Genomic DNA, 24,381 nt, shown 5'->3' on the forward strand with positions numbered 1-24,381 from the left:
TTAGCGAAGCGAATGACTTGAACCAGTTGTTATGCCTTGTACTCAAATGTATTGCCGATGAAGTAGATAAATAATCTCCTTTATTCATCACGCTTGATTCACGGGTTTTAGTAAGGCCCAATGAATGGAGCAAAAAAATCGAATTATTTGAAGCTATTGTCAGGTCGCAATAAGCAGCTGATTGCGCCATTTCCATTCCATAGCAGCCAAACCGCCAACAAAAATAGCCTCGACAACCAGATGAGCGCAACCCAATAAAGTCATATTGCCAGAAAATTGGGTGACTAGGGCGATACAAATCAAAGCCCATATCCCATTTGCGCATACTAAAATTTTTATTAAACCTTCTTGCCGTCGTCTACGAGTGGCAAGACTAAATGAATACCACGCATACAATAAGTTTACAGTTCCTATAACCAATAAAAAACTTTGTGAGATCGAGTATAAATCGGTCAGCCAGCCGGAGAGTGAGATCACTAAAATTCCGGCGAGTGCACCAGCAGTGCAGTCTATCCATAGAAGGTTCTTGGCTATTTTCATACATCTATTGCCTGTTTACTAAAGCGGCTTAAGTAACGCCTAAACGGCATAACGCCCACCACACAGGCGAGCAACTTGCTGCGAGCCAAGCGGCCACAGGCCTCGATGTTTAAGGCGTTTGTTATGTGCCATGCTGCCGTTTCTCCTTACCGAATAGTGAAAGATATAGAAGAAAAAGACCGATGCCTACATTAAGTATGACCAAACAGTAAAACAAAAAAGCGTTGCCTTCCAGGGTTAATGTTCTATTGTTTTTTATAGCAATTTCACTATCAAATAGTGCGTCGATACCATAAAAAAGCAAAAGTAAACTCATAGCAAACAAGAAGATCCTACCTCCTATTCCTAGTTTCTTTTGCTGCACTGAGTGCAAAAATTTTGGATTAGCTACTTTTCTTTTTTCTATTTCCGTTTCTATTTCAGATACGCGCGAAGGGAACGCATCTTTGTCTATTGATGACAACGCTTCTTGTAGTTCGCTTAACGAATAATCTGAATAATTCGGTTGCATTAAAAACTTTCTCTATTGCACATAACGCGTTACTAATGGGCTGCCGCAGCGCAGCGTAGGCAGTCCCGTGGAGGCCACGCTTTTTGTGGCCGGAACGCAATTTAGTAATTTGTTATGTGACATTTAATGTTTAGCAATTGTTGAATGGTGCATAACCCAATAAGCTAAAGCAACAAATACACCACCAACTAAAACAGCCAAAGACCACAACCAAGAATTTACAAATGCTAGAGATCCATGCTCTCTTTGTAATTTGTTGGCGTCGTTAAATACTGCAGCACTGAAAGCAAGATGAACTAAGATGGCACCTATAATTGGCAATATATTCCACATTAAGCCAAACGCCATTACTTGGCCTGAGTTTAAACTATTAAAATATAAATCCATTTAGATACCTTTTTTTAAAGATCAGCTTGATGCTGAGAGTCACATAACGCCCGCCAAACACGCGAGCAACTTGTTGCGAGTCGAGCGCCGCAGGCGCGTTGTGCTGGCGTTTGTTAGCGCACCTGAACTCAAATACATATTAAGTGAACAAAGCCTCAAGCTGTGCTTTTTGTTCAGGACTAAGCTCATTTAACGTCTTTAATGCAACTTCAAGTGCTGCTCTAGCATCTTCCGCCAAACTAAAATGTAAATAAGCCCTTATCAAAGAGATGTGAGCGTTCAACGATTGAGGATAAGTTTCTCGATTCCACTGCAACAGCGCCAACGCATCAGCTTGCCGGTTTAAGAATTGTAACCACTGACCATAGCCAGCAGCTCTGTCCTCAGGAATAACCATGGGAATATTCAGTAGCTTCGAACGCCGCTCAAAGATAGCTTGCAAATCCGCTAGGGTTTGAGGCGTTTCAGGAATGCCCCAACCTGAAAACAGATGCTTTAGACCGAAGTACTGCCCTTGCAAAACGGTAGTATTGTGAGTTTCGTCGCTAAAAGTCTCGGACCCAACGACCAATCTGTCAGATGGATAACGAGCCAGTAATTCAACAAAGCGTTGATACGGCTCTGTCATGGTTGGTTCTTCATTAGCTATCGACACATACAAGCGCCCTTGCAACTGATCGCTTTTTAAAGCCTGCTCAGCTAATCCAAGCAATTGATGGTTATTCCAATATAAAGATGGGCTGATGGCGATAACATCATTAAACAAGCCAGGTCGTTTCACCAATGCATTAATAGCAAACTGACCACCATGAGACGTGCCTGACAGCATTTGATAGTCCAAAGTGCGGTAATTCTGTTTCACAAAAGGAATCACTTCTTTCTCGACAAAAGCTAGAAATCTATCTGCATTTTTCAGTTGATTAGGGTTTTGCTTCTCTGAAGGGGTTACAGTCAGGTCTCTAGCGCGTGTTTCAGGCGGGTTAACAATACCGACCACAATCATTGGCGGCATCTGATCGAATTTTGCTAAATAATCTACCGTACCGGCCGTATGTGGGCCCTGAATGTCGCCATCGGTCAGGTATAACACCGGATAACGCTCCTGACTATTTTGGTAACCCTCAGGCAGATAAATCACCAAGTCACGCTTTTCGCCAAGTAAAGCACTGTCAATCACCATTTCTTGTAATACCGGCAGGCGCGCAGCAGCCCAGCTATTCCAGTGACTTCCCAGTATCAGCAGCAATAATCCATATATTATTTTTTTCATTGTTTTTCCTTAATTTTATAACGCCACACGTAACTAGATTGCAGAACGATTTTAGCGCTAACGCCCGCCACAAACGCGAGCAACTTGTCGCGAGTCGAGCCGCAAGGCGGCGTTTTGCTGGCGTTTGTTAGCCAACGAAGATCAGTATTTACTTTAAAGATTAAAGCTACTCAATCCGGTTACCCGAAGTTTACTCATTCGATTGTTCATTACTCGCGACACGATTTTTACTCTGCAAGTGGGCTAGCATTTTGGCTATTCGAGATCTTTGCTGTAATAATTCCCCCGCAGTAGTATGAATACATCTAATTCGCTTAAGATCCGGCAGACACCAGCGTCCTCTTATAATGCTTAATCTTAGAACAAGACTGAGATAAACCAGCGCTAAATTTAATTTCACTTCAAAAGAACCACTGTTCAGGGTAAAGCCTAATTTTTCTACTGAACGATTACTAAAAAAATATGACGATGCGGTAATTTCATTTTGTGCACTTAATCTCCCTTCAGCTACTGCGTCGCAAATACTTAACAGCCCCTGTAAAACAAGTAGCATTGCGTGTCGTTGTGACTGGATGCCACGTTCGATCCACCGCAGCTGAGTTATATAGTCATACAAGGTACCCACGTGTAAGTCGATTCCTTGAGGCGACTTTGTGGCAAACAGTAATGGAGAGTAATATGTGAAGCGTCCGGCCAAAGCATAAGCTGGTGCTAATAAAAAGCTTTCAAGTATTGGAATCAATGGCAACAACAAGATCGCGGCAATTAGCCAATAGACACCTTTCGGTAGACACAAAAAGGGCAACCCTAGTAACAACAAGAACACACCAACAAGTAGTATTGGAAAACACCACTGAAGCAGTAACGTTTTACTTATGATGTAGCTATGCTCATTCATTTGCAGTAAATATTTAGTCACGGCACTCAAAAATCAAATGCCAGCACTTAGCTCGAAAAACTAAGCGATGTACCAAGCAACCAACATTACTACTACACCAAATAAAAATCCATAAACAAATGACTTGAAACGAAAATCTTGCGAAGGTTGTTTTTGGTCCATTTAAATGCTCCTTAAGAGTAACGGGATTAAATTGAAAATAAGGCTAACGCAAAGCACACGGGCGACCAGCCGCGCAGCGGGTTGGCGTCCCAGCGACCAACGGGAGCGAGTGATGCGCCTTGTTAGCCGTTTTAGACTTCAACATTACTCTTGCCTATATTGCACTTTTCACAAAGTATCTGAAGGTTTTCAAACACGGTTTCGCCACCATTTGCCCAAGGAACAATATGATCAACATGCAGTTTTGCACCATCTTGTGGTGTGGCACCGCAAAGCTTGCACCTAGCGCCATCTTTCATTAGCACCATTGCTCGTAGGCGCCAATTAATATTTCTTGGGGTTCTTTTTGAGCTTACCTTTTGCTGTTCTACGCCGCTCTGCTCTGGTAACTCACCTTCATTTACCCATGAAACAAAGGCTTCAAGAGACTTGCGCCACCCGCCAAATCGTTTTTCATATGTACCAGAAGAATATTTGGATACGTCTTTTGTCAAATCATTGTACTTTGGTTGACGACCCAAACTTGTCCAGACATCAACTAAATTCTCAAAGAGTTCGTCATTTGAGATATTTAGAGTTCTGGTTTTTTTAAGGCCTGCTTTTTCAAGTGCTTTAAACCAAGACCCAAATCGTCTATTTAGAGTAGTGCTGTGATAATTGCCACGTTCGTTGTATTCATCAATCGTGACTTTATCTTTTTCCAATTCGTCAGCAACCCTTTTGAGATCGTCGATTAAATCTTGATCAGGTACATTTCGATTATGGGATTCTAATTGGAACTTCATGATTTCCCTTTGACGGCTAACGCCAAGCGCACGGGCGACGAACCGCTTGCGGTTTGGCGTCCATTTGGCGCGTATTGTTATGTTTTTTCACAATATGATAGCAGCCTGTCGATGTTTTTCTTGAATACCTTTTGAGGATTTGGAGGCTCCTCATTATCAAAATATGCCCCTGTATATTGAAAATAATCTTGTTGCCCATTTGCTGTATCTTTATCACCAAATCTATAAAGATCCCAAGCGGATTGAAAACCCTTTTTGTCTTTTACAAAACGACTATATTCGCTTACGGCTTCACTTAATATCGGAAATTTTTGTCTCAAAACAGGAACAATATCGGAAGAATGCTCTGGCCAATTTGTTGGTATAGGATAAAGCCCTTTAAATTCTGTATGAATAATTTGGCTAAACTTGTCTGCCGCATTTAACCTGCGAGTTTTCTGAAAATGTCTCCAAAATAAATGCGCCGTGAAGCAAGCTAGCAAAATGCTACCGACTATAGTCCATATATTTTTAATAATCACATCAATCATTAAACTTACTCAATCCTTTAGGGAAACACCAAAAACATAACGCCCCGCGCATGCGCGCGAACTTGTGAGCGTCGCAGGGGCCGCAGGCCCCGAATGGCGCGGTTTGTTATACAACTTGCGAACCATCTACTACCCCTTTGAACTTTAAGGTTAAGTTTTGCTTAAACGAAAATAACCACAAACCCAAGATGCAGATCAGCCAGGTAAAAACTGTGAAGAACAAACTAAAGAAGAGCCATAAAACCCAAGAGAGCAGAAAACCAGAAAAACCATGAACAGGAACATCGTTCCATTTTACGGTATCCGCACCAAACAATGCTGCCACACCAAAAACGGTGAACACGACAAAAAAGCCCGTAAACAAACCTATTGCTAGAAGCTTAAACAAAGAGCCCTTTGAAATTTTCTTGAAAGTTACATCCATGCTTGATTCCATTTAGTTGTATAACGCCCAAATTTAGCGCGGAAAGCCGCGCAGCGGGTTGACGTCGCAGCCAGCACTTTTTGCTGGCGATAAAATTTGATTGTTATACGTTTTTAACGAATATCTCTCTGCTGACTCAAAGACAACCTTTTTGTTGAACTGAACACTGGTTGCCGCTTATCATAGCTTGCAAGGTAAACATCAATTTCTACAGTAAAGAAAGCTCTCGGCTCAATTTCCAATATACCCAATTCACCTAAGTTGGTAGAAAGCAACACCTCACCACCAAAAGCAAAAAAACTACGGTCATGATCTTTAAAATCACCATCGACATAAAGTTTCATGCCATGAAGCCAACTATTAACCACTTTAATGGAATGGCCTTTTACTTCAAAATTCCATGTTTTTCTCATTGATTACTCCGTAATTCAAAAAACGTATAACGCCGCCAGCACGCGCGGATTTGTAGTGAAGGCGAAGCCGCAACGAAAAAGACGTCGCCGTGCCTGGCCTTGTTATGGCTACATTGCTCGGTTGATGAGCCGCGTGCCTGAGCTAATGCCAATGTTGGCAGCCCTTTTTGACATAGGTGTTCAAATGTATCTGTTGCCGTGGGCAACAACATTAGACAACCTTGCCCAGAGATGAGCCAATAATCACTCCAAAGCTCATGATAACAACTGCCGCAATAAATGCCGCTAACACAATCAGGCCAGTTTTCTGGGCCTTTGGCACTGAATTCCACCAATTTTTTATTTCATTAATCATGAATCTTCCCTAACACATCGGAACTCGAAATTACTTAGCCATAACGCAAAGCACACGGGTGACAGACCGCGCAGCGGGTTGGCATCCCAGCGACCAGCGGGAGCGAGTGATGCGTATTGTTATGTTTTTTTGAGCAATACATCCACGACCTCTATTGCTTCTTTTAAATTTGCACCTGTGATTTTTCGATAAAGCCTAATGGCTTTTAATCTATGGCCTTCATCTAGCGCCTTACGCACTTCAGGAGGGATAAAAGTGGGGTCATTTAACTCAATACCAGAAAGCTTAATGAGTGCACCTAATGTGATCTCCAAGTAACGAATTCTTTTTTGGTACCGAAGAAATTGCGATAACAGTAGAAAAAAACATACAACCGTCAGTACTGGGACAAGAAAAATATCAAAATATATAGCCAAACCATCCATTAATGCTGTCCAAAACGATTCCAAATAAACAGCCAAGTCATCTACTCCTTAAAATACATAACGCCCAAATTTAGCGCGGAAAGCCGCGCAGCGGGTTGACGTCGCAGCCAGCGCTTTTTGCTGGCGATAAAATTTGTTTGTTAGCGCCGGTACTCAACGCTATCACCAGAAACCGAAATAACATTATCACTAACAAGCTGATTCAAATAGCCTTGTATTGCAAGTTCATTGCCTTTGATTCGCATGTGAGAGGCAATATGGTTACGTAGTGATGCGACTTTTTTAGGCCTTTTATCCTTGGGTTTTGATGTCAAACTTTGGAGCAGCTTGGCACTGATATTTTCCACCGTAGCAAGCTTGATATGCTTGCAGGTACGGCCATTAGCTTTTATGTGAGCAATGAGTGGAGTAAACCCGTTGTCATTTGAGATTATGTCGAAAGTTACGTCTTTACCGGCAGCGCTATCATACCGCCCAAGATAATAAGACAAATGAAAATCCAAGTTATTTGACTGCGTTGCCTTAAGCTGAACAATGACTATTTCCAATGGTATATCGTACTTTTTCTCACCAAAATCAATTTTGGGTTGTTTAGCTCCAAGAAATACAATGATTTTCTGATAAGCCGAAAGGTCAATTTTTTCTAAATTACCGATGTTTTCGTAATCAATAAATGCCCACTTCACTGTGATCTCTCCTTTTTAGCGCTAACAACTTTGTAGTTTGGAGCGTACACGCTTTCCAGCCATGTAAACTCCCTTCTATCTTTTGTAAATAAAATCACACTATCTAACAACATTCCGTAAATCAACAGATTTTTTCTGGACTGTTTTGAATTGATTGCTTAAAGCGAGGTGAAAACTCGCGATTCACTTGATCACAATAAATTTACCTACTACTGTATATAAACACACTTAAACTTATTTCAAGGAGCGGTAGATGTCATCGCCATTTATGCAATACATTGCCGAATTTATGTATACCCACCGCTATGCTAAAAGAACAATTGAGAGTTACCTGCACTGGATTAGGCTGTATATCCTTTATCACAAAAAGCAGCATCCCTCTAAGCTTGGCGATCAGGATGTTGAGAGATTTCTGTCTTATTTGAGTAATCAGCGTAACGTTGCACCGAGGACACAAGCTAGCGCACTTAACGCATTGAGCTTTCTGTATAACAAGGTGTTGCAGCAACCACTATCGTTAAACCTTAACTTTAACCGCTCGCAAATTTCACCGAAATTGCCAGTTGTACTAACCCGTACCGAGGTTACGGCGCTACTGCGCGTGATCGATCCGCGCTATAAATTATTAGCTCAATTGATGTATGGCAGTGGCTTACGGTTAATGGAAGCAGTACGGTTACGAGTGCAGGATATAGATTACGATTATTTGTCGGTTATGGTCTGGCAGGGCAAAGGCAATAAGAATCGCCGGGTTACCTTAGCACCAGAGTTGGTTCCAACACTCAAACAGCAAAGCCAGTTTGTCTTGCAGTATTTTCAGGCTGATTTGGCCAATCCCGAATATGCCGGTGTCTGGTTACCTCATGCATTAGCACGTAAAAATCCTGCAGCGCCCAAGCAATTTGGTTGGCAGTATCTGTTTCCCTCGTTGCAGCTGAGTATCGATCCGGACTCAAAACTCTTACGCCGTCATCATCTGGATGAAAGCTGTGTCCGGCGTGAAATTAAAATCGCCTCCCGCAAAGCTGCTATCCCCAAAAATGTAACTTGTCACACGCTTCGTCATTCGTTTGCCACGCATTTATTGGAGTCGGGTGCTGATATCCGCACGGTTCAGGAACAGCTTGGCCACGTTGATGTGCGAACTACCCAAATTTATACGCATGTCATTAATCGTGGCGCAGGTGGGGTGAAAAGCCCGTTATCGCAGCTGTTATAACGATACTAGCTTGGTGTGCTAATTGAGATCGCAGATCGCGTCTCCGGTACGGCAAGCATACCGGAGACGGGAGGCTGAGTGGTTCTGCGTTGCGTTTGCTGTTCTTTTGACTATCGCAGGTGGCGTCTCCGGTACGGCGAGCATACCGGAGACGGCGAGCTGAGTGGTTTAGACTTGGGTTTGGGTGTTCTTTTGGCTATCGCAGGTGGCGTCTCCGGTACGGCAAGCATACCGGAGACGGCGAGCTGAGTGGTTTAGGCTTGGGTTTGGTGTTCTTTTGGTTATCGCAGATGGCGTCTCCGGTACGGCGAGCGTACCGGAGACGGGGAGCTTATATGGGAAGCTGAGACGGGAAGCTGAGAGGTTAGCCGTTGTAGATGGTGCCGCCGTGGTTTAGGTAGTCTTTTAATACCTGGGCGGCGGCGCTGCGTTGTACCTGGCGCACGACTTCGACGCCGGCGTCGCGCAGATATTGGTAGCTGGGTTCAAATACCGGGCCTTCGTCAAAGCCTATCGCGCGGGCATCTTCGGCGGTGGCGGCGCAAACTAACCGTTTTACGCCGCTCCACAGGGTGCCGCCTAAGCACATGGCGCAGGGCTCGCAGGAGGTAAACAGCTCGCGTTTAACGCCGTCGGCGTTCAGGCTAAAGCTTTGCAGCGCCTGCTCGGCCAGCATAATGGCGACCATCTCGCCATGGGCGCTGGAGTTATGCAGCGGCATTACCCGGTTTACACCAACACTTAACAGCTTGCCACTGTCGCAATCAAAAATGGCGCTGCCAAAGGGGCCGCCGGTACCACGCAGTACGTTTTGCCGTGACAACTCAATGGCTAACGCCATTTTCTCGTCATCGTGCTGATAGCGGCGCTGCCAGTCGACCACGTCGTTAATCCAGTCGGGCAGCGTTAGCGTTACGCTTTGTCGGCTCATACTTCCTCTGCCAGCGGCTTGCTGTAAGCCAGTTCCATATCCCATGGCAGCTGGATCCAGGTATCCTGCTCGATATCGGTAACATAGTTATCCACCAGCGGCTTACCCTGTGGTTTGGCGTACACGGTAACAAAACGAGCTTTGGGGAAACGCTCGCGCAGCGCTTTGGCTGTTTCACCGGTATCGACCAGATCATCGACGATCAGCAGCTGCTCAGAGTCTGCCAGCGAAGCATCTTTTAGCACGCTCAGGCTACCCTGCTTGTCGTGCTGGTAGCTCGCCACACAGATGCTATCCAGCACCCGGATATTCAGCTCGCGGGCGATAATCGCCGCCGGTACCAGACCACCGCGGCTTACTGCCACTATAGCGGTAAAGTTCTGGCCCAGTAACTGGCGTGCCAGCTCTTTAGTGGCACGGTGAAAGGCTTCCCACGACACATAAAACATTTTATTGGTTGTCAGTGACATAACGCGTATTCCCAGTAAATTACAAACAGCCCAGTGCCACTTCAACCATCTCGTTAAAGCTGGTTTGGCGCAGCTCGGCGCTTAACGCTTCGCCGGTGCGGATATGGTCGCTTACCGTGAAAATCGCCAACGCATTAATGCCATATTCGGCGGCGACGCCATAAAGACCGGCGGCTTCCATTTCTACCGCCAGTACGCCGTATTTCTCCAGCGTATCAAACAGAGTTTCACTTGGGTTGTAAAACAGATCAGAGGTAAATACATTACCCACTTTCACATTAATATCTTTAGCGCGGGCGGCGGCAACGGCTTTTTCCAGCAGGCTGAAGCTGGCCATTGCTGCAAAGTCCAGGCCGCCGAGGCGGTTGCGGTTAACCATCGAATCAGTGCTGGCACCCATACCGATAACGACATCGCGCACTTTAACATCCAGCGGCAAAGCGCCACAGGAGCCGATGCGGATAATGTTTTTTACACCATAGAACTTCACTAACTCTGTGGCATAAATCGACATTGACGGCACGCCCATACCAGAGCCCAGCACGCTGACTTTTTTGCCCTTGTAGGTGCCGGTGTAACCGAACATATTGCGTACAGTATTCACGCATACCGCGTCTTCTAAAAAAGTATCGGCAATATGCTTAGCACGCAGCGGGTCGCCTGGCATTAACACGGTTTCAGCGAAGGCGCCTTCCGGCGCATTAATATGTGGAGTAGCCATAAGTTCTCTTACTGTAATTTTGCTAAAAAGGAATCGCCGTATGCCAGTGCATCCAGCCCAAAAAAGTCGGCCAGGGTCTGGCCCATGTCGGCAAAGCTTTGCCGCTCGCCTAAATCCACCTCGCCAATGCCCTTACGGAACAGCAGCACCGGAACATACTCACGGGTATGTTCCGTGCCCGGCCAGGTTGGATCACAACCATGATCGGCAGTCAGTAATACTAAGGTGTCGTCGTCACAGGCCTGCAAAATTTCCGGCAGGCGGCTGTCGAAATACTCTAAGGCTTCGCCATAACCCAGAGGATCGCGGCGATGGCCAAAGTTTTGGTCAAAATCGACCAGGTTGGTAAAAATAATACTCTGCGCACTTTGCGTTGCCATCTGGGCTAAGGTGGTATCCACTAAGGCTGGCAGGCCGGTGGCTTTCAGGCTTTTACTAATGCCCTGATGCGCGTAAATATCGGCAATTTTGCCAATGCTGATTACCTGGCCGCCGGCAGCAACCAGTTTATCCAGAACCGTCGGGGCCGGAGGTAATACCGAGTAGTCACGGCGATTACCGGTGCGGGCATAGGTTTGGGCGCTGTCACCGGTAAAGGGGCGGGCAATCACCCGGCCAATGTTGTAAGGGTCCAGCAGCTCACGCGCGACCTGGCAAAACTCCAGCAGGCGGGTTAAACCAAAATGCTCTTCATGGGCGGCAACCTGAAACACACTGTCAGCTGAGGTGTAGCAGATCGGCATGCCGGTTTTAATATGCTCATCACCGAGTTTGACCAGAATATCGGTCCCCGACGCATGGCAGTTACCCAGAATACCGCTAACGCCAGTGCGGCGGCATAACTCCTCGATAAGCTCCGGCGGGAAACTGTTAGTCTTCTCGGTAAAATAGCCCCAGTCGAATAACACCGGTACCCCGGCAATTTCCCAGTGGCCGCTTGGCGTATCTTTACCGCTACTCAGTTCCCGGGCATAACCAAAGGCACCGTTAATGCGGGTAGCTGGCGGTACTGCCAGGGATAAACCGGGTGTCGCGCTGGTAGCGGCCTTTGCCAGCCCCAGTGCCGTCAGGTTAGGAATAGCCAACGGGCGCTGTTTTTTTTCTGCAAACACCCGGGCAATACTGGCAAAGGTATTGGCGCCGCTATCGCCAAACTTATCTGCATCCGGCGCGCTGCCAATGCCGAAACTGTCGAGCACTAAAATCACTGCTTTTGCCATCTGGATACTCCCAAACCTGCTAGATTAACCTTAGAGGTGGTGGCGAAACCATAAATTAAAAAGGGCACGCAGCTTACTCTTTCTGCCGTTTTTTGGCAATTCTTTCGCCGCGAAAAAAGGCGCCCGCAGGCGCCCTTGTACTTTTACTGCCACTTATTGCGGCAGGCTGCTGTAACCCATATTAAACAGGGTAAAGCTGTAAATATCGGCGGCCTGATCAATCACCATCGATACCGGCATACCGGCACCGTGACCGGCTTTGACATCAATCCGGATCAACTGCGGCGTCGCTTTGCTGGCTTTGTCCTGCAGCTCGGCGGCAAACTTAAAGGAGTGCGCCGGTACTACGCGGTCGTCATGATCTGCTGTGGTGATCATGGTTGCCGGATAGGTGACACCCGCCTTAACATTATGCACCGGTGAATAACCCTGCAGATACTTAAACATCTCAGCAGACTGTTCAGAAGTACCGTAGTCGTAAGCCCAGCCAGCACCGGCAGTAAAGGTGTGATAACGCAGCATATCCAGTACACCTACCTGCGGAATGGCCACGCCAAACAGCTCTGGCCGCTGTGTCATAACCGCGCCGACCAGTAAGCCACCGTTCGAGCCACCCCGCACCGCCGTTTTGGCTGGTGAGGTGTATTTTTCAGTTTGCAGATATTCAGCCGCAGCAATAAAGTCATCAAACACATTTTGCTTTTGCAGCTGAGTACCGGCCGTGTGCCAGGCTTTACCGTATTCACCACCACCGCGGATATTGGCTACGGCATACACACCACCCAGCTCCATCCACACCGCATTCGCCACACTAAAAGACGGTGTTAAGCTGATATTAAAGCCACCATAACCGTACAGAATAGTCGGGTTGCTGCCATCGCGTTTTAAGTCTTTGCGATAGCTGATAATCATCGGTACCTTGGTGCCGTCTTTCGAGGTATAGAACACCTGCTCAGACACATAACGACTGGGGTCGAAGTTCACTTTTGGCTGGTTATACAGGCTGGAGGCACCGGCTTTAGGTTCAAAGGCATAAATAGAGCCTGGCGTAATATAGTTGGCAAAGCTGAAATACAGCGTTTCAGCATCTTTTTTACCGCCGAAACCACCGACACTGCCGACACCCGGCAGCTCGATATCGCGCACTAATTTGCCGTCGTAGTCATATTGTTTAACCTTGGCAATCGCATCGACAATATAGTTAGCAAAGATAAAGCCGGCACCGGTGCTGACCCGCAGCACGTTTTCGGTTTCCGGGATCACATCTTGCCAGTTCTCTGGCTGTGGTGCCTTGGCAGAGACCTTAACCACCTTGCGGTTAGGTGCATTGCGGTTAGTCGCCAGATACAGCGTTTCGCCCTGGTTATCCAGTAAGTCGATATCGGAAGTGGTGTCATCCACAATGGTGACAAAGCCGCTGTCTGGCTGGCTCAGGTCTTTGATAAACAGCTTATTACCCGAGGTTGAGACAGCCGCAGACACTAACAGATAGCGGTCATCTTCGGTAACGCTGGCGCCAACATAACGGTGTTTTTGCTCGTCAGTGGCACCGAAAATCACTTTATCTTCGCTTTGTGGCGTCCCCAGTTTATGGTAGTACAACTTGTGCTGATCGGTCATGGCCGACAGCTCACTGCCATCCGGCTTGTCGTAGCTGGAATAGAAGAAACCGTCGTTAGCGACCCAGGCAATACCCGAGAATTTGATATCGGTTAAGGTATCGCCGATTTGTTGCTTGGTTTCGGTGTCGATAATAATGATTTTACGCCAGTCGCTGCCGCCTTCGGAAATGGCGTAAGCGGCTAATTTGCCATCACGCGAAAAGCTGATATCGGCCATCGAGGTGGTGCCATCGGTGCTAAAGGTATTCGGATCCAGGAACACCTCGACCTCACCACCGTCTTTCTGGCGGTACAGTACAAACTGGTTCTGCAGACCGTCGTTTTTGTAGAAGTAGGTGTAATCGCCTTCTTTAAACGGCGCCCCTACCCGCTCGTAGTTCCAGGCTTGCTGCAGTTTGTCGCGGATCTGATCGCGGAATGGGATCTGCTTTAAATAGTCGAAAGTGGTTTGGTTTTGTGCTTTAACCCAGGCTTCGGTGTCGCTGCTGCGATCATCTTCCAGCCAGCGGTATGGGTCGGCTACCTGAGTTCCAAAATAAGTGTCTACGACATCGCCTTTGGCGGTAACAGGGTAATTTAACTGCTGTTGCTGTTGGGTAACAGTCACGGTTTGCTCCGGTTTCACTTCTTGCTTCGGGCCGCCGCAAGCGGTCAGTACCGCAGCAGCCAGCAGGGTAACGGCATATTTCATTAAGGTGGACTCCAGTGTTCTTGTGGTTATCGGATTAGCTGCCTGAGCTTAACAAATAAGTTACCGGTTGCCTATTTCACTGAACGGGAATTTTTGCTTGCTTATCTCTATTGGCTGCGTGGGTAGGTTGGGTAGTGGTTCAGGCCGCGTCTCCGGTACGGCTGGCGTACCGGAGACGATAGCGGAACCGGTTAGCGTCTGAATATCGTGTCTTTTTGCAATCGCAGATCGCGTCTCCGGTACGCAAGCACACCGGAGACGGGAAGCGGAACCGGTTAGCGTTTTGGTGCCGTGTTTTTTCGAGATCGCAGGTCGCGTCTCCGGTACGCAAGCATACCGGAGACGATGGTGCCCAGAGGCGGACAAAATCGCCGGCAGCGATTTTGAACAGCTGAAAGCTGGCCCGAAGGGCAAGTGGCATGGATAGCCACTTGTACAAAATCGCCGGGAGCGATTTTGAACAGCTGAAAGCTGGCCCGCAGGGCGAGGCACAGGATGTGCCGAGTAATCGAAGATGACGCCGTGGGCGATAAAAAGCAAAACGCCAGCTCCAGGCTGGCGTTTTACATTAGTGGTGCCCAGAGGCGGAATCGAACCACCGACACGCGGATTTTCAATCCGCTGCTCTACCGACTGAGCTATCTGGGCAAAACTGATTGGTGCCGCTTATCCGAGTCGAACGGATGACCTACTGATTACAAGTCAGTTGCTCTACCAACTGAGCTAAAGCGGCTGCGACACATTTTGAATTAAGGTTTACACCCTTATTCGGAATCATGGTGCCCAGAGGCGGAATCGAACCACCGACACGCGGATTTTCAATCCGCTGCTCTACCGACTGAGCTATCTGGGCAATGCCGCGTATTAAACGGATTTTGCGATCTCAAGTCAACAGATATTTTTGAAAAGCCCACTGACAGCTTATTCGTTAGCCAACCTGATAAATATTATCGAAAATTAATCATGCTTTTGTATTAGAAAACTTGTTAAGATAAAGCTATTCACTGTCATTCGGCATTAATCTAGCTGGCTGAAACATAAAGTTTTTCGGAATAACTATGGCGAAGAGTAACTTTACTAAACCCGTTTATCTACGCGTTGCTGGCACTTTAGTACTCTGTTTGCTGATTCAGGCGCTATTATTCAACTGGATCAGTGCGCCGGCACAGCAACAACACAGCCAGAAACTGCACCGGCTGGCAGCCGACACTCAGGTATTGGTACAAGCACTCACCCCAGTACTGGATAATGCCGGCAATCAGCGGGTACAACAGTTGCTGCTGCAAGCACGGAACAATGAACCCGAACGGGCACTATATTTATACCGCCAAACCGCACAAGGCTTCGAGCTGCTGGTCAACACCGACAATCTGCCGAATTTTGTGCCAACACCGGTGTTAAAAAACCAGGCGTTACAACAACAAAATATTCTTTTAGTAAGCCGGTTGCTGCCCGAGCATCCGGATCTAGTGTTGCTTAATATTCAACGTTTACCGGAGCCCGACCCGCTTCCGGTGATGTTTTCCTTTGTTGTCAGCCTGGTGGTGGGATTGTTGTTCAGTCTGGCCTTAAGTTATGCCGTGGCGAAAAATTTCCGGCGGCGGATTAAGCCCCTGCTGCACGGTACCGGGGAAGCTCTGGAACGCAATCAGTTTAGTGGCAGCATCGACAGCCATCAGCAAGATGACGTGGGTGAGCTGGCAAACAATCTGAATGGGCTGTTCCGCCGCTTACAACAATCACAGCAGGCGTTGCAAAGCTCAGAGCAGAATATCGAGCAACTAAAACAGGAAGTGGAACACCGGATTAAAGAACGTACCGACGCGCTGGAAACGGCTAAGCTGACTGCCGAGAAAGCCAATGAAGCCAAGTCGACCTTTCTGGCGACCATGAGCCATGAAATCCGTACACCGATGAATGGCATTATCGGTACTGTGGATTTACTGCGTAAAACCGAGCTGTCAACGTCACAATTCCGCATGACCGATACCATTCGTGAATCTTCGTTTTCGTTGCTGCGGATCCTGGATGATATCCTCGACTTCTCAAAAATCGAAGCCGGCAAACTGGAACTGGAAAAGTTGCCGGTTTCACTGGCTGAAATTATCGAAGCCGTCGGCCGGATCCTGGTCTCGGTGGCCTATCAGCGTCAGATTGATTTAAAACTCTATATTGACCCGCGCTTACCGGACGGCTTAATCGGCGATCCGGTGCGGCTGCGCCAGATCCTGTACAATTTGGCCGGTAATGCCATTAAGTTTACCGAAACCACGCCGGATACCACCGGCGTGGTCAGAATCAGCGCCGAATTACTGGAAGAGAATCTGGAATATACCCAGGTGCTGCTTAAGGTTTCTGATAATGGCCGTGGTATGACACAGCGGCAAATTAATTATGTCTTTCATCCGTTTAACCAGGCAGAAGGCTCTATTACCCGTAAGTTTGGTGGCACCGGGCTTGGCTTGTCTATTTGTCAACGCCTAACGGCGCTAATGTATGGCGATATTAATGTCGAAAGTGAGCCCGGCAAGGGTACCGAATTCGCGGTGCGCTTGCCGATGCGCCGCTCGGAAGAGGTCAGCTATTTACCTAAAGATGCATTAAATGGGCTCTTTATCTGTTTGTTCACCCAAGATAGCGATAACCAACAATTTATATCTGATTATCTGCTGTACAGTGGTGCAGAGCTGGATATCGCCAACAGCGTCGATGCCCTGCTTAACCGTGCCGAACAGCTGAAAGCCTTACCACCGAAACAACAAGCGGTGTGGGTGCTGGATGCCACTTATGAGCAGATTGCAGCGAAAGATATCAGCACCCTGATTACACATCCGAAGTTACAAGCGGTGAAATTTGTGGTCATTACGAATCAGGTGGAGTTATCGGATACCCATTTTGACAATGTGGTGTATCTGCATAGCGCCCCTTTATGTCGCAGTCAGCTGCTCGATGCCGTCTTAGTAATTAGTGGTCGTAAAGGTCGGGCTCAGCCACAAACCCATCATTACTTACTGAATCAGCAAAATGTGCCATCGGCGGCGGAAGCGAAACAACAACGTAAGCTGGTGTTGCTGGCCGAAGACAATATGATGAATCAGCGCGTTATCGTCGAGCAATTAAATGCGCTGGGTTATGCCGTTGATGTCGCGGACGATGGCATTATCGCGCTGGAAAAATGGCGGCAGTACCATTATCCGCTGGTATTAACCGATCTGCATATGCCGAATATGAGCGGCTATGATCTGGCAAAAGCTATTCGCAAAGAAGGTTTGCAGCGTGCCGATGACAGTGACTTCACCCGCATTATTGCCATTACAGCGAACGCCCTGAAAGGCGAAGAGCAAAAATGCCTGAGCATTGGTATGGATGCTTACATTACCAAGCCGTTGGAGTTAGTTACCTTACAAAGCGTGATGCAGCGCTGGTTACCGCTGACCGAACAAACCACGACACAGACGACAGGCAAAAAGGTCGTGCGCGACGAGCAGAAAAAAGCACCGGTATGTTTTACCACTTTAGCCAGCTTTCTTGGCGATAATCCGATAAAGCACGACGAGTACCTGAATTACTTTATCACTCAGGCCAGCCCGCTGCTCGAACAACTGGAACAACAGAGTATGGCGGCAAATCGCAGCGAATTGCGCACTATTGCCCACCAGTTAAAAGCCATGGCGAAAAGTATTGGCGCTAATCTGTTGGCTGACTATGCATTACAACTGGAAAAAGCGGCCGAAACTTCAGATTGGTCGGCGTTAAAGCAGCTGCTGAATAATGTCGAACAGGAATTTGCTAATGTGGTCCGTTTTATCAAACAGCGATATTAGGGCGTGATGCGCTGTATCACGCTTGACCTGAAAACGCCGACAAACAAGCCGCCCCTAAGGGCGGCTTTGTCGGGAGCGGTTAGTTCGCGGCAGTATCCAGCGCCGGAAAGCTTTTTACCAACTGATCAAGTGCCTGCATCTGTGCCAGATAAGGCTCCAGCTTAGCCAGTGGTAAGGCACAAGGCCCATCACATTTCGCCTGATTCGGGTCCGGATGCGCTTCAATAAACAGGCCGGCTAACCCTAATGCCATACCCGAACGCGCCAATTGCGCCGCCTGAGCACGGCGGCCATCGGCAGAATCTTCACGTCCACCGGGCTTTTGCAGCGCATGGGTGGCATCAAAAATTACCGGGGCATACTGCTTCATTTCATCCATGCCCAGCATATCAACCACCAGGTTGTTATAACCGAAACAAGAGCCTCGTTCACACAAGATAACCTTATCGTTACCGGCTTCCTGAAATTTTTTCAGAATATGCCGCATTTCATGCGGTGCCAGAAATTGCGGCTTCTTCACATTGATTACCGCACCGGTTTTCGCCATCGCAACCACCAGATCAGTCTGCCGCGCTAAAAAAGCCGGCAACTGAATCACATCAACCACTTCAGCCACCGGCGCCGCCTGATAGGGTTCATGTACATCGGTGATCAACGGCACCTTAAAGGTGTGTTTGATTTCTTCAAAGATCCGCAAGCCTTCTTCTAAGCCTGGGCCACGATAAGAATGTACTGAAGAGCGGTTTGCTTTGTCAAAAGACGCTTTAAACACATAAGGAATGTTCAGTTTTTCACATACCCGAACATAATGCTCGGCAATCTGCAGCGCCAGGTCGCGAGACTCCAGCACATTCATACCACCAAACAGCACAAAAGGTTGGTTATTGGCAACCGGGATACCGGCGACCTGTACTACTTTATTTTGCATCATAAATATTGTCGCTTAATTCTGTTAGAAAGGCAGGAACAATGGCTGCTTGCTCAGCGCAACCCGAATCATTAAACCCAGCCAGCCCAGCGCGCCTAAAAAAGACAACCAGCGAATGGCTACCGTGCGGCCTTTTAATGCTGAGAAGCCCAGCGCAATGTAAGCAAACAGTGCGATCACTTTTTCAGTTAACCAGGGATCAACAAAGGGATACTGGCGGATAGTCAGCATCAGCGCCACGGCAGATAATAATAAAAAGGTGTCTACCACATGGGGGGAAATCTTAAAAAACTTGCGCTGTAACAACGCTGAGTCTTTCAGGCGCAGCGCGAAACGGATAAAGAGTAGTGACACACTCAATGCCACCAGCAGCAGGTGTAAATGTTTAAAAGCCATATACATACGACGATATCCTTAAGAAAAATACGCTGCCCGATTATACCGCGTCAGCATCGCTATCGGGGTATTTTTGCAAAATTGCTTCCAGTTTCGGCACTATGGTTTTAAATACCGTTACCAGCTTTGGCTCAAACTGCTTGCCGGCCTGACTATCAATCTCCGCCAATACCTGCTCCAGTGTCCAGGCATCTTTGTAACACCGACGGTGGCGTAGCGCATCATACACATCCGCCAGCGCTGCAATCCGGGCATAAATATGAATTTGCTCGCCTTGTTTGCCATCCGGGTAGCCGCTACCGTCCCATTTTTCATGATGATCGCGAGCAATAATGGCACCAGCCTGCACAATGGCGCGCTTCGAACCTTTCAGAATATTAAAACCGATACTGGCATGAGTTTGCATTACCTGCCATTCTTGCTCATTCAGGCCTTCCGGTTTATTCAGAATATTATCCGGGATCCCGACTTTACCGACGTCATGCAGTGGCGCTGCAAACATCAATTTTTCTGCGTCCAGTTCGGATAAGCCATAGGCTTTGGCCAGCTCATAACAAATAAAGGCGATGCGCCGTACATGATTACCGGTTTCAACCGAACGCTGCTCGACCGCTTCGCTTAAGCGGTAGACAATTTCACGCTGGGTATCTTCGACCTCATGCTGTAATTGCACGTTTTCATAGGCCACCTGCACATTCTGGGCAAACAGCTCAATCAGCTTTTTCTGGTTTTCATTCATCGGTCCCGGTAAACCCGAGACATACAACAGTGAGCCTTGAGTAAACTTGCTGCAACAATAGGCCACCAGATAATTGTCGCGATAAACGATATCCTTAGTTTGCAGTGCGGCTTCAAAGGCTTCTAACAAAGCAGGATCAAGCACCTCTTTTATTGGCTTCCCTTCCTTGCGCTCAAACTCACCCTGCCCGGCAAACACCACCAGATCATGTGGATCGGTAGTTTGCATATTACCGGCTACCAGCGAAGAACTCACGATCAGGGCGTCTTCATCACACCCGAGTACGGATGTCAGTTGCTGCAGTACACCATCGATAAATTGCTCCATGGAGTGCGATGAGAACAGATCGACCGAAGCATTGATTATTTTTTCCAGGCCCTGACGGCTTTGCTCCAGTGAAATAATGTCACGGTAAGATCTGAGACTGGACATCATCACGGTAAAGAGTTTTTGCGCCGTCAGTTCAGTTTTGGATTTGTAGTCGTTGATATCGTAGTTAACGATAACTTGCCGTTCGGGTGCTTGCCCGGGCTGGCCGGTACGCAGAATAATCCGCACAAAATGGTTATGTAGCGTTTCCCGGATATAACTGGCAACTTTTAAGCCAGCATCGTCGGTTTCCATCACTACGTCCAGTAACACCACGGCGATATCAGGCTGGGTAGCGAGTATTTTTTGGGCTTCTTCGCCGGAATAAGCGCTGATAAATTCCAGTCTTTTTTGCTGAAAACTAAAGTCGTTTAACGCAAGACGGGTTACCGCATGGACCTCTGGCTCATCATCGACAATCAGCACTTTCCAGCTGCCGTTGCTAACCGAGTGCACGGGTTCGGGTTCAGCAGCAAACAAAAACTCATCAGACATCAGACACCTCCGGCGATTTTATCTCTCTGTTATATGCCGGATTTTTTACAAGGTCAAAGATTTTATAACCTTTTAACTCAGCGGGCGCTGACCACCACTAATGCGCCAGTTACCGCCATAATCCCGCACTGAGTCGACCTGACCAAACCCGGCCTGTTTTAACAACTGCTGTACCTGCTGCGCTTGATTATAGCCATGCTCCAGCCAAAGCCAGCCGCCTGGCGCCAGATAGGCCGGCGCCGCGGCAATAATGCTGGCAAGGTCAGCCAGGCCCTGCTGCTCGGCCACCAGCGCGGTTAGCGGCTCAAACCGCAAGGCGGTTAGATGCGGATCGGCCGCTTCAATATAGGGTGGGTTACTGACAATCAGATCATATTGCTGGTCCGCTAACGCGCTAAACCAGCTGCTAACTGTAAAGTGTACATTACTAAGCTGTAACGTCTGCGCATTGCGCTGTGCCAGGGCGACGGCCTCAGCTTGCAAATCTACAGCCGTCAGCTGCCAATGTGGCCGGTTGTGCGCCAGTGCCAGCGCAATAGCGCCGGTACCGGTGCCCAGATCTAACACCCTTGCCTGTGCCGGTAGCGTTAAGGCCAGGGCTTGCTCCACCAGAATTTCGGTATCGCTACGCGGAATAAGCGTGCAAGGCGCAACCGCAAGCTCTAGGCCATAAAATGGCCAGTGTCCGAAAATATACGCCAAAGGCTCCCCGGCCAGGCGCCGCTGCAATAAAGGCTGCAGCTGTTGTAGCTCGCTTGGCGTTAGCACACGTTCAGGATATGTATAAAGATAGCCCGGCTGGCAGCTTAACAGATGACAAAGTAGCAGCCGGGCTTCGTGAGCCGGATTATCGCAAATTGCGCTGAGTTGCTGACTCAATTGCTGCGTGCATTGCTGCAGCGTCGGCGCGGCCTGCGACATGGACATTAGCGGTTTTCATCAGCCAGCATGGCGAGCTGGTCAGCCTGATGTTCTTGTTTCAGCGGTTCAATAATTTGCTGTAACTCGCCTTCCATTACTTCATTTAAACGGTAAATGGTCAGGTTAATACGGTGATCGGTAAGTCGGCCCTGTGGGAAATTATAGGTACGGATCCGCTCGGAACGATCGCCGCTGCCAACCAGCGAGCGGCGGGTGCTTTGCTCTTCCAGCCGGCGTTTTTCATCTTCGGCGGCCTGGATCCGCGATTGCAGCACCGCCATCGCCCGGGCACGGTTTTTATGTTGTGAACGCTCGTCCTGACACTCCACCACTATGCCGGTGGGTAAGTGGGTAATACGAATGGCAGAGTCGGTACGGTTAACGTGCTGACCACCGGCACCAGAAGCGCGGTAAGTATCAACTTTCAAATCAGCCGGGTTAATTTCTATCGCTTCACTTTCCGGGATTTCCGGCATAATGGCCACAGTACAGGCCGAAGTGTGCACCCGCCCCTGCGATTCAGTAGCCGGTACCCGCTGCACCCGATGACCGCCCGATTCAAACTTCAGCGTACCGTAAACTCCCTCGCCCTGCACACTGGCAATCACTTCTTTAAAACCACCATGCTCGCCTTCGTTGGCGCTTAACACTTCAACCTTCCAGCGCTGGGTTTCGGCAAAACGGCTGTACATGCGGAATAAATCTCCGGCGAAGATTGCCGCTTCATCACCACCGGCACCGGCCCGGATCTCCAGGAAGCAACTGTTATTATCATTAGGATCCTTGGGCAGCAACAAGATTTGCAGTTCGGTATCCAGCTGTTCAATCCGGTTTTTTGCCAGTTTGTACTCATCCTGCGCCATTTCGCGCATCTCAGGATCGCTGTCTTTTTGCATTTCTTCCGCCATCAGCAAATCTTCCTGTGCTTGCTGATAACTCCGGAAAGCCTTGCTTAACTCTTCCAGCTGGCTGAATTCTTTGGATAGCTCGCGAAAACGTTTCTGATCGCTAATCACTGAGGCATCGCTTAACAGCGCCTGCACTTCCTCATAGCGTTCCACTAAAGCTTCCAGCTTACGGTATACCGAATCTTTCATGTTAGGATTAAAACCTATTTATAAATCAATAAGAAGTTTAACCAGCTCGTTTGCATCGGGCTGATCAGACTGTAATAACTGCCGGATGGTTCTGGTGGGGCTGTGCATTAACCTGTTGCTCAGTTTGGTTGCCAGCTCGGCCAACACCTTATCAGAATCCTGCCCGGCAGCCAGTTGCTTTTGTGCCCGCAGCACCAGTTCCTGTTTTATTTCTTCGCAGCGCTGCCGGTACTCGCGTAACCAATCGGCTTTATCCTGCAGCTGCAGCCATTGCATAAAGTCACTGGCACCATCTGCAATCATGACACCAGCTTGTTCAGCGGCCTGCTGGCGGTTATTCAGATTTTGCGCCACTATGCTCTGCAAGTCGTCTACCGTATACAGATAAGCGTCTTCCAGCTCGGTAACCTGCTCTTCAATATCCCGCGGTACCGCTAAGTCGACGAGAAACATCGGCTTATGCCTGCGTTGCTTCAGCGCATGTTCCACCATGCCTTTACCGACGATAGGCAAGGTACTGGCGGTAGAGGAAATCACGATATCGGCTTCATGCAGCCGCGCCGGTACCTGTGCCAGAGTAAGCACCTGGGCATTAAACTGTTTTGCCAGTGTCTCTGCCCGTTCATAAGTACGATTGGCAACACTGAGCTGCGTTGCGCCCTGTTCTGTCAGGTGGCGAGCTACCAGTTCAATGGTTTCGCCAGCACCAATCAGCAGCACCCGAACTTGTTCCAGCTTACCAAAGATTTGTTTCGCTAACGTCACCGCCGCAAAAGCAACAGATACGGCGTTGGCACCAATATCGGTCTCAGTACGCACCTCTTTTGCCACCGCAAAGGTTTTTTGAAACAGCCGTTCAAACTGCGGGTTGATAGTGCCGGCTTGCCGTGACTGGTTATAGGCCTGTTTCACCTGCCCCAGAATTTGCGGCTCGCCCAATACCAGGGAATCCAACCCAGCCGCAACCCGCATCAGATGCTTTACCGCTTCCTGCTCCTGATACAAGTACAAATGCTGTTGTAATTCCTGTAGCTTTAATTGGTGAAAGCCTGCCAGCCAGTGCAGCACCTGTTCAGCTTGCTCGGCAGCACCACTGAAATACAGCTCGGTGCGATTACAGGTCGACAAAATCACGGCGTCGTTAATCTGCAGCTGGGTTGCCAGCTGATGCAGCGCATCCGGCACCTGCTCCGGTGCAAAGGCCAGCTTTTCGCGCAGCGCCACCGGTGCCGTTTTGTGATTAATGCCTAGTGCAAAAATGGTGTTCACCTGTATCATTACCTGGTAGGGGGCGAATTGTACGAAAAAGCCCGAACTAAGAAAAGCAAAAGCAGAAAAGCAACCACAAAGGA

The 24,381-nt window shown here is 48.3% G+C and carries 25 protein-coding genes and 3 tRNA genes; 2 read left to right on the forward strand and 26 right to left on the reverse strand.

Annotated features, from left to right (window positions below; genetic code table 11):
* Positions 1-159: 159 nt before the first annotated feature.
* The 12 genes from AGRI_RS07095 to AGRI_RS07145 all read right to left on the reverse strand — a co-directional run bounded on the left by AGRI_RS07095 (position 160) and on the right by AGRI_RS07145 (position 7,386).
* The gene (locus AGRI_RS07095) at positions 160-540 is read right to left on the reverse strand and encodes a hypothetical protein (protein WP_008984298.1); all 381 of its coding nucleotides are present in this window, start codon (positions 538-540) and stop codon (positions 160-162) included.
* A 121-nt stretch (positions 541-661) separates the two neighbouring features.
* Entirely contained in the window at positions 662-1,051 is a 390-nt protein-coding gene (locus AGRI_RS07100; protein WP_008984299.1) for a hypothetical protein, read from the reverse strand.
* Between the two features lie 123 nt (positions 1,052-1,174).
* On the reverse strand, positions 1,175-1,438 hold the full coding sequence (locus AGRI_RS07105) for a hypothetical protein (protein WP_008984300.1): 264 nt from the start codon (positions 1,436-1,438) through the stop codon (positions 1,175-1,177).
* A gap of 139 nt (positions 1,439-1,577) precedes the next feature.
* Positions 1,578-2,708: an alpha/beta hydrolase gene (locus AGRI_RS07110; RefSeq protein ID WP_008984301.1), complete on the reverse strand. Its 1,131-nt coding sequence runs from the start codon at positions 2,706-2,708 to the stop codon at positions 1,578-1,580.
* Positions 2,709-2,898: 190 nt separating this feature from the next.
* On the reverse strand, positions 2,899-3,636 hold the full coding sequence (locus AGRI_RS07115) for a hypothetical protein (protein ID WP_156808366.1): 738 nt from the start codon (positions 3,634-3,636) through the stop codon (positions 2,899-2,901).
* Positions 3,637-3,899: 263 nt separating this feature from the next.
* A complete protein-coding gene (locus tag AGRI_RS16620) occupies positions 3,900-4,553 on the reverse strand; it encodes a homing endonuclease associated repeat-containing protein (protein ID WP_008984303.1) in 654 nt (217 codons plus the stop codon).
* Positions 4,554-4,630: 77 nt separating this feature from the next.
* Positions 4,631-5,083 (reverse strand): hypothetical protein, encoded by a 453-nt coding sequence (locus tag AGRI_RS07125; RefSeq protein ID WP_008984304.1) that lies wholly within the window; start codon positions 5,081-5,083, stop codon positions 4,631-4,633.
* Between the two features lie 106 nt (positions 5,084-5,189).
* The gene (locus AGRI_RS07130; RefSeq protein WP_008984305.1) at positions 5,190-5,507 is read right to left on the reverse strand and encodes a hypothetical protein; all 318 of its coding nucleotides are present in this window, start codon (positions 5,505-5,507) and stop codon (positions 5,190-5,192) included.
* 113 nt (positions 5,508-5,620) lie between these two features.
* Positions 5,621-5,920, reverse strand: coding sequence for a hypothetical protein (locus AGRI_RS07135; RefSeq protein WP_008984306.1), 300 nt, complete (start codon positions 5,918-5,920; stop codon positions 5,621-5,623).
* 211 nt (positions 5,921-6,131) lie between these two features.
* Positions 6,132-6,275: a hypothetical protein gene (locus AGRI_RS16510; protein ID WP_156411314.1), complete on the reverse strand. Its 144-nt coding sequence runs from the start codon at positions 6,273-6,275 to the stop codon at positions 6,132-6,134.
* Between the two features lie 119 nt (positions 6,276-6,394).
* Positions 6,395-6,736, reverse strand: coding sequence for a hypothetical protein (locus AGRI_RS07140; RefSeq protein ID WP_008984307.1), 342 nt, complete (start codon positions 6,734-6,736; stop codon positions 6,395-6,397).
* A 104-nt stretch (positions 6,737-6,840) separates the two neighbouring features.
* Positions 6,841-7,386, reverse strand: coding sequence for a PIN domain-containing protein (locus AGRI_RS07145; protein WP_008608324.1), 546 nt, complete (start codon positions 7,384-7,386; stop codon positions 6,841-6,843).
* Positions 7,387-7,639: 253 nt separating this feature from the next.
* Here AGRI_RS07145 and AGRI_RS07150 point away from each other — a divergent pair, with 253 nt between their 5' ends.
* The gene (locus tag AGRI_RS07150; protein ID WP_008984308.1) at positions 7,640-8,605 is read left to right on the forward strand and encodes an integron integrase; all 966 of its coding nucleotides are present in this window, start codon (positions 7,640-7,642) and stop codon (positions 8,603-8,605) included.
* Positions 8,606-8,969: 364 nt separating this feature from the next.
* Here the strand turns inward: AGRI_RS07150 and AGRI_RS07155 are convergent, their stop codons facing one another.
* The 8 genes from AGRI_RS07155 to AGRI_RS07190 all read right to left on the reverse strand — a co-directional run bounded on the left by AGRI_RS07155 (position 8,970) and on the right by AGRI_RS07190 (position 15,113).
* Entirely contained in the window at positions 8,970-9,536 is a 567-nt protein-coding gene (locus AGRI_RS07155) for a nucleoside deaminase (protein WP_008984309.1), read from the reverse strand.
* Entirely contained in the window at positions 9,533-10,006 is a 474-nt protein-coding gene (gpt, locus tag AGRI_RS07160) for a xanthine phosphoribosyltransferase (protein ID WP_008607347.1), read from the reverse strand. The genes AGRI_RS07155 and gpt overlap by 4 nt, the downstream gene beginning before the upstream one ends.
* Before the next feature lie 19 nt (positions 10,007-10,025).
* Complete coding sequence (gene deoD / locus AGRI_RS07165) at positions 10,026-10,727, reverse strand: purine-nucleoside phosphorylase (protein WP_008984310.1); 702 nt, start codon at positions 10,725-10,727, stop codon at positions 10,026-10,028.
* Positions 10,728-10,735: 8 nt separating this feature from the next.
* Positions 10,736-11,947 (reverse strand): phosphopentomutase, encoded by a 1,212-nt coding sequence (locus tag AGRI_RS07170; RefSeq protein WP_008984311.1) that lies wholly within the window; start codon positions 11,945-11,947, stop codon positions 10,736-10,738.
* 153 nt (positions 11,948-12,100) lie between these two features.
* Entirely contained in the window at positions 12,101-14,260 is a 2,160-nt protein-coding gene (locus AGRI_RS07175; RefSeq protein WP_008984312.1) for a prolyl oligopeptidase family serine peptidase, read from the reverse strand.
* A gap of 572 nt (positions 14,261-14,832) precedes the next feature.
* Positions 14,833-14,908: transfer RNA gene (locus tag AGRI_RS07180), tRNA-Phe, on the reverse strand.
* A gap of 9 nt (positions 14,909-14,917) precedes the next feature.
* Positions 14,918-14,993: transfer RNA gene (locus tag AGRI_RS07185), tRNA-Thr, on the reverse strand.
* A 44-nt stretch (positions 14,994-15,037) separates the two neighbouring features.
* Positions 15,038-15,113 (reverse strand) — tRNA-Phe (locus AGRI_RS07190).
* A 205-nt stretch (positions 15,114-15,318) separates the two neighbouring features.
* Between AGRI_RS07190 and AGRI_RS07195 the strand changes: the two genes are divergently transcribed.
* Complete coding sequence (locus AGRI_RS07195; protein WP_008984313.1) at positions 15,319-18,084, forward strand: hybrid sensor histidine kinase/response regulator; 2,766 nt, start codon at positions 15,319-15,321, stop codon at positions 18,082-18,084.
* A 79-nt stretch (positions 18,085-18,163) separates the two neighbouring features.
* Here AGRI_RS07195 and kdsA read toward each other — a convergent pair whose 3' ends face one another.
* From kdsA to hemA, 6 genes are all read right to left on the reverse strand, one after another.
* On the reverse strand, positions 18,164-19,012 hold the full coding sequence (gene kdsA, locus AGRI_RS07200) for a 3-deoxy-8-phosphooctulonate synthase (RefSeq protein ID WP_008984314.1): 849 nt from the start codon (positions 19,010-19,012) through the stop codon (positions 18,164-18,166).
* A 24-nt stretch (positions 19,013-19,036) separates the two neighbouring features.
* Entirely contained in the window at positions 19,037-19,414 is a 378-nt protein-coding gene (locus AGRI_RS07205) for a SirB2 family protein (RefSeq protein WP_008984315.1), read from the reverse strand.
* Between the two features lie 34 nt (positions 19,415-19,448).
* Positions 19,449-21,011 (reverse strand): DUF3369 domain-containing protein, encoded by a 1,563-nt coding sequence (locus AGRI_RS07210; RefSeq protein WP_008984316.1) that lies wholly within the window; start codon positions 21,009-21,011, stop codon positions 19,449-19,451.
* Positions 21,012-21,083: 72 nt separating this feature from the next.
* The gene (gene prmC / locus AGRI_RS07215; RefSeq protein ID WP_008984317.1) at positions 21,084-21,938 is read right to left on the reverse strand and encodes a peptide chain release factor N(5)-glutamine methyltransferase; all 855 of its coding nucleotides are present in this window, start codon (positions 21,936-21,938) and stop codon (positions 21,084-21,086) included.
* Positions 21,938-23,029 (reverse strand): peptide chain release factor 1, encoded by a 1,092-nt coding sequence (gene prfA / locus AGRI_RS07220; RefSeq protein ID WP_008984318.1) that lies wholly within the window; start codon positions 23,027-23,029, stop codon positions 21,938-21,940. Before prfA ends, prmC begins: the two co-directional genes overlap by 1 nt.
* Before the next feature lie 18 nt (positions 23,030-23,047).
* Positions 23,048-24,307: a glutamyl-tRNA reductase gene (hemA, locus tag AGRI_RS07225; protein WP_040291627.1), complete on the reverse strand. Its 1,260-nt coding sequence runs from the start codon at positions 24,305-24,307 to the stop codon at positions 23,048-23,050.
* Positions 24,308-24,381 lie beyond the last annotated feature (74 nt).

This window comes from Alishewanella agri BL06 (genome assembly GCF_000272005.1).
Lineage (GTDB): Bacteria > Pseudomonadota > Gammaproteobacteria > Enterobacterales > Alteromonadaceae > Alishewanella > Alishewanella agri.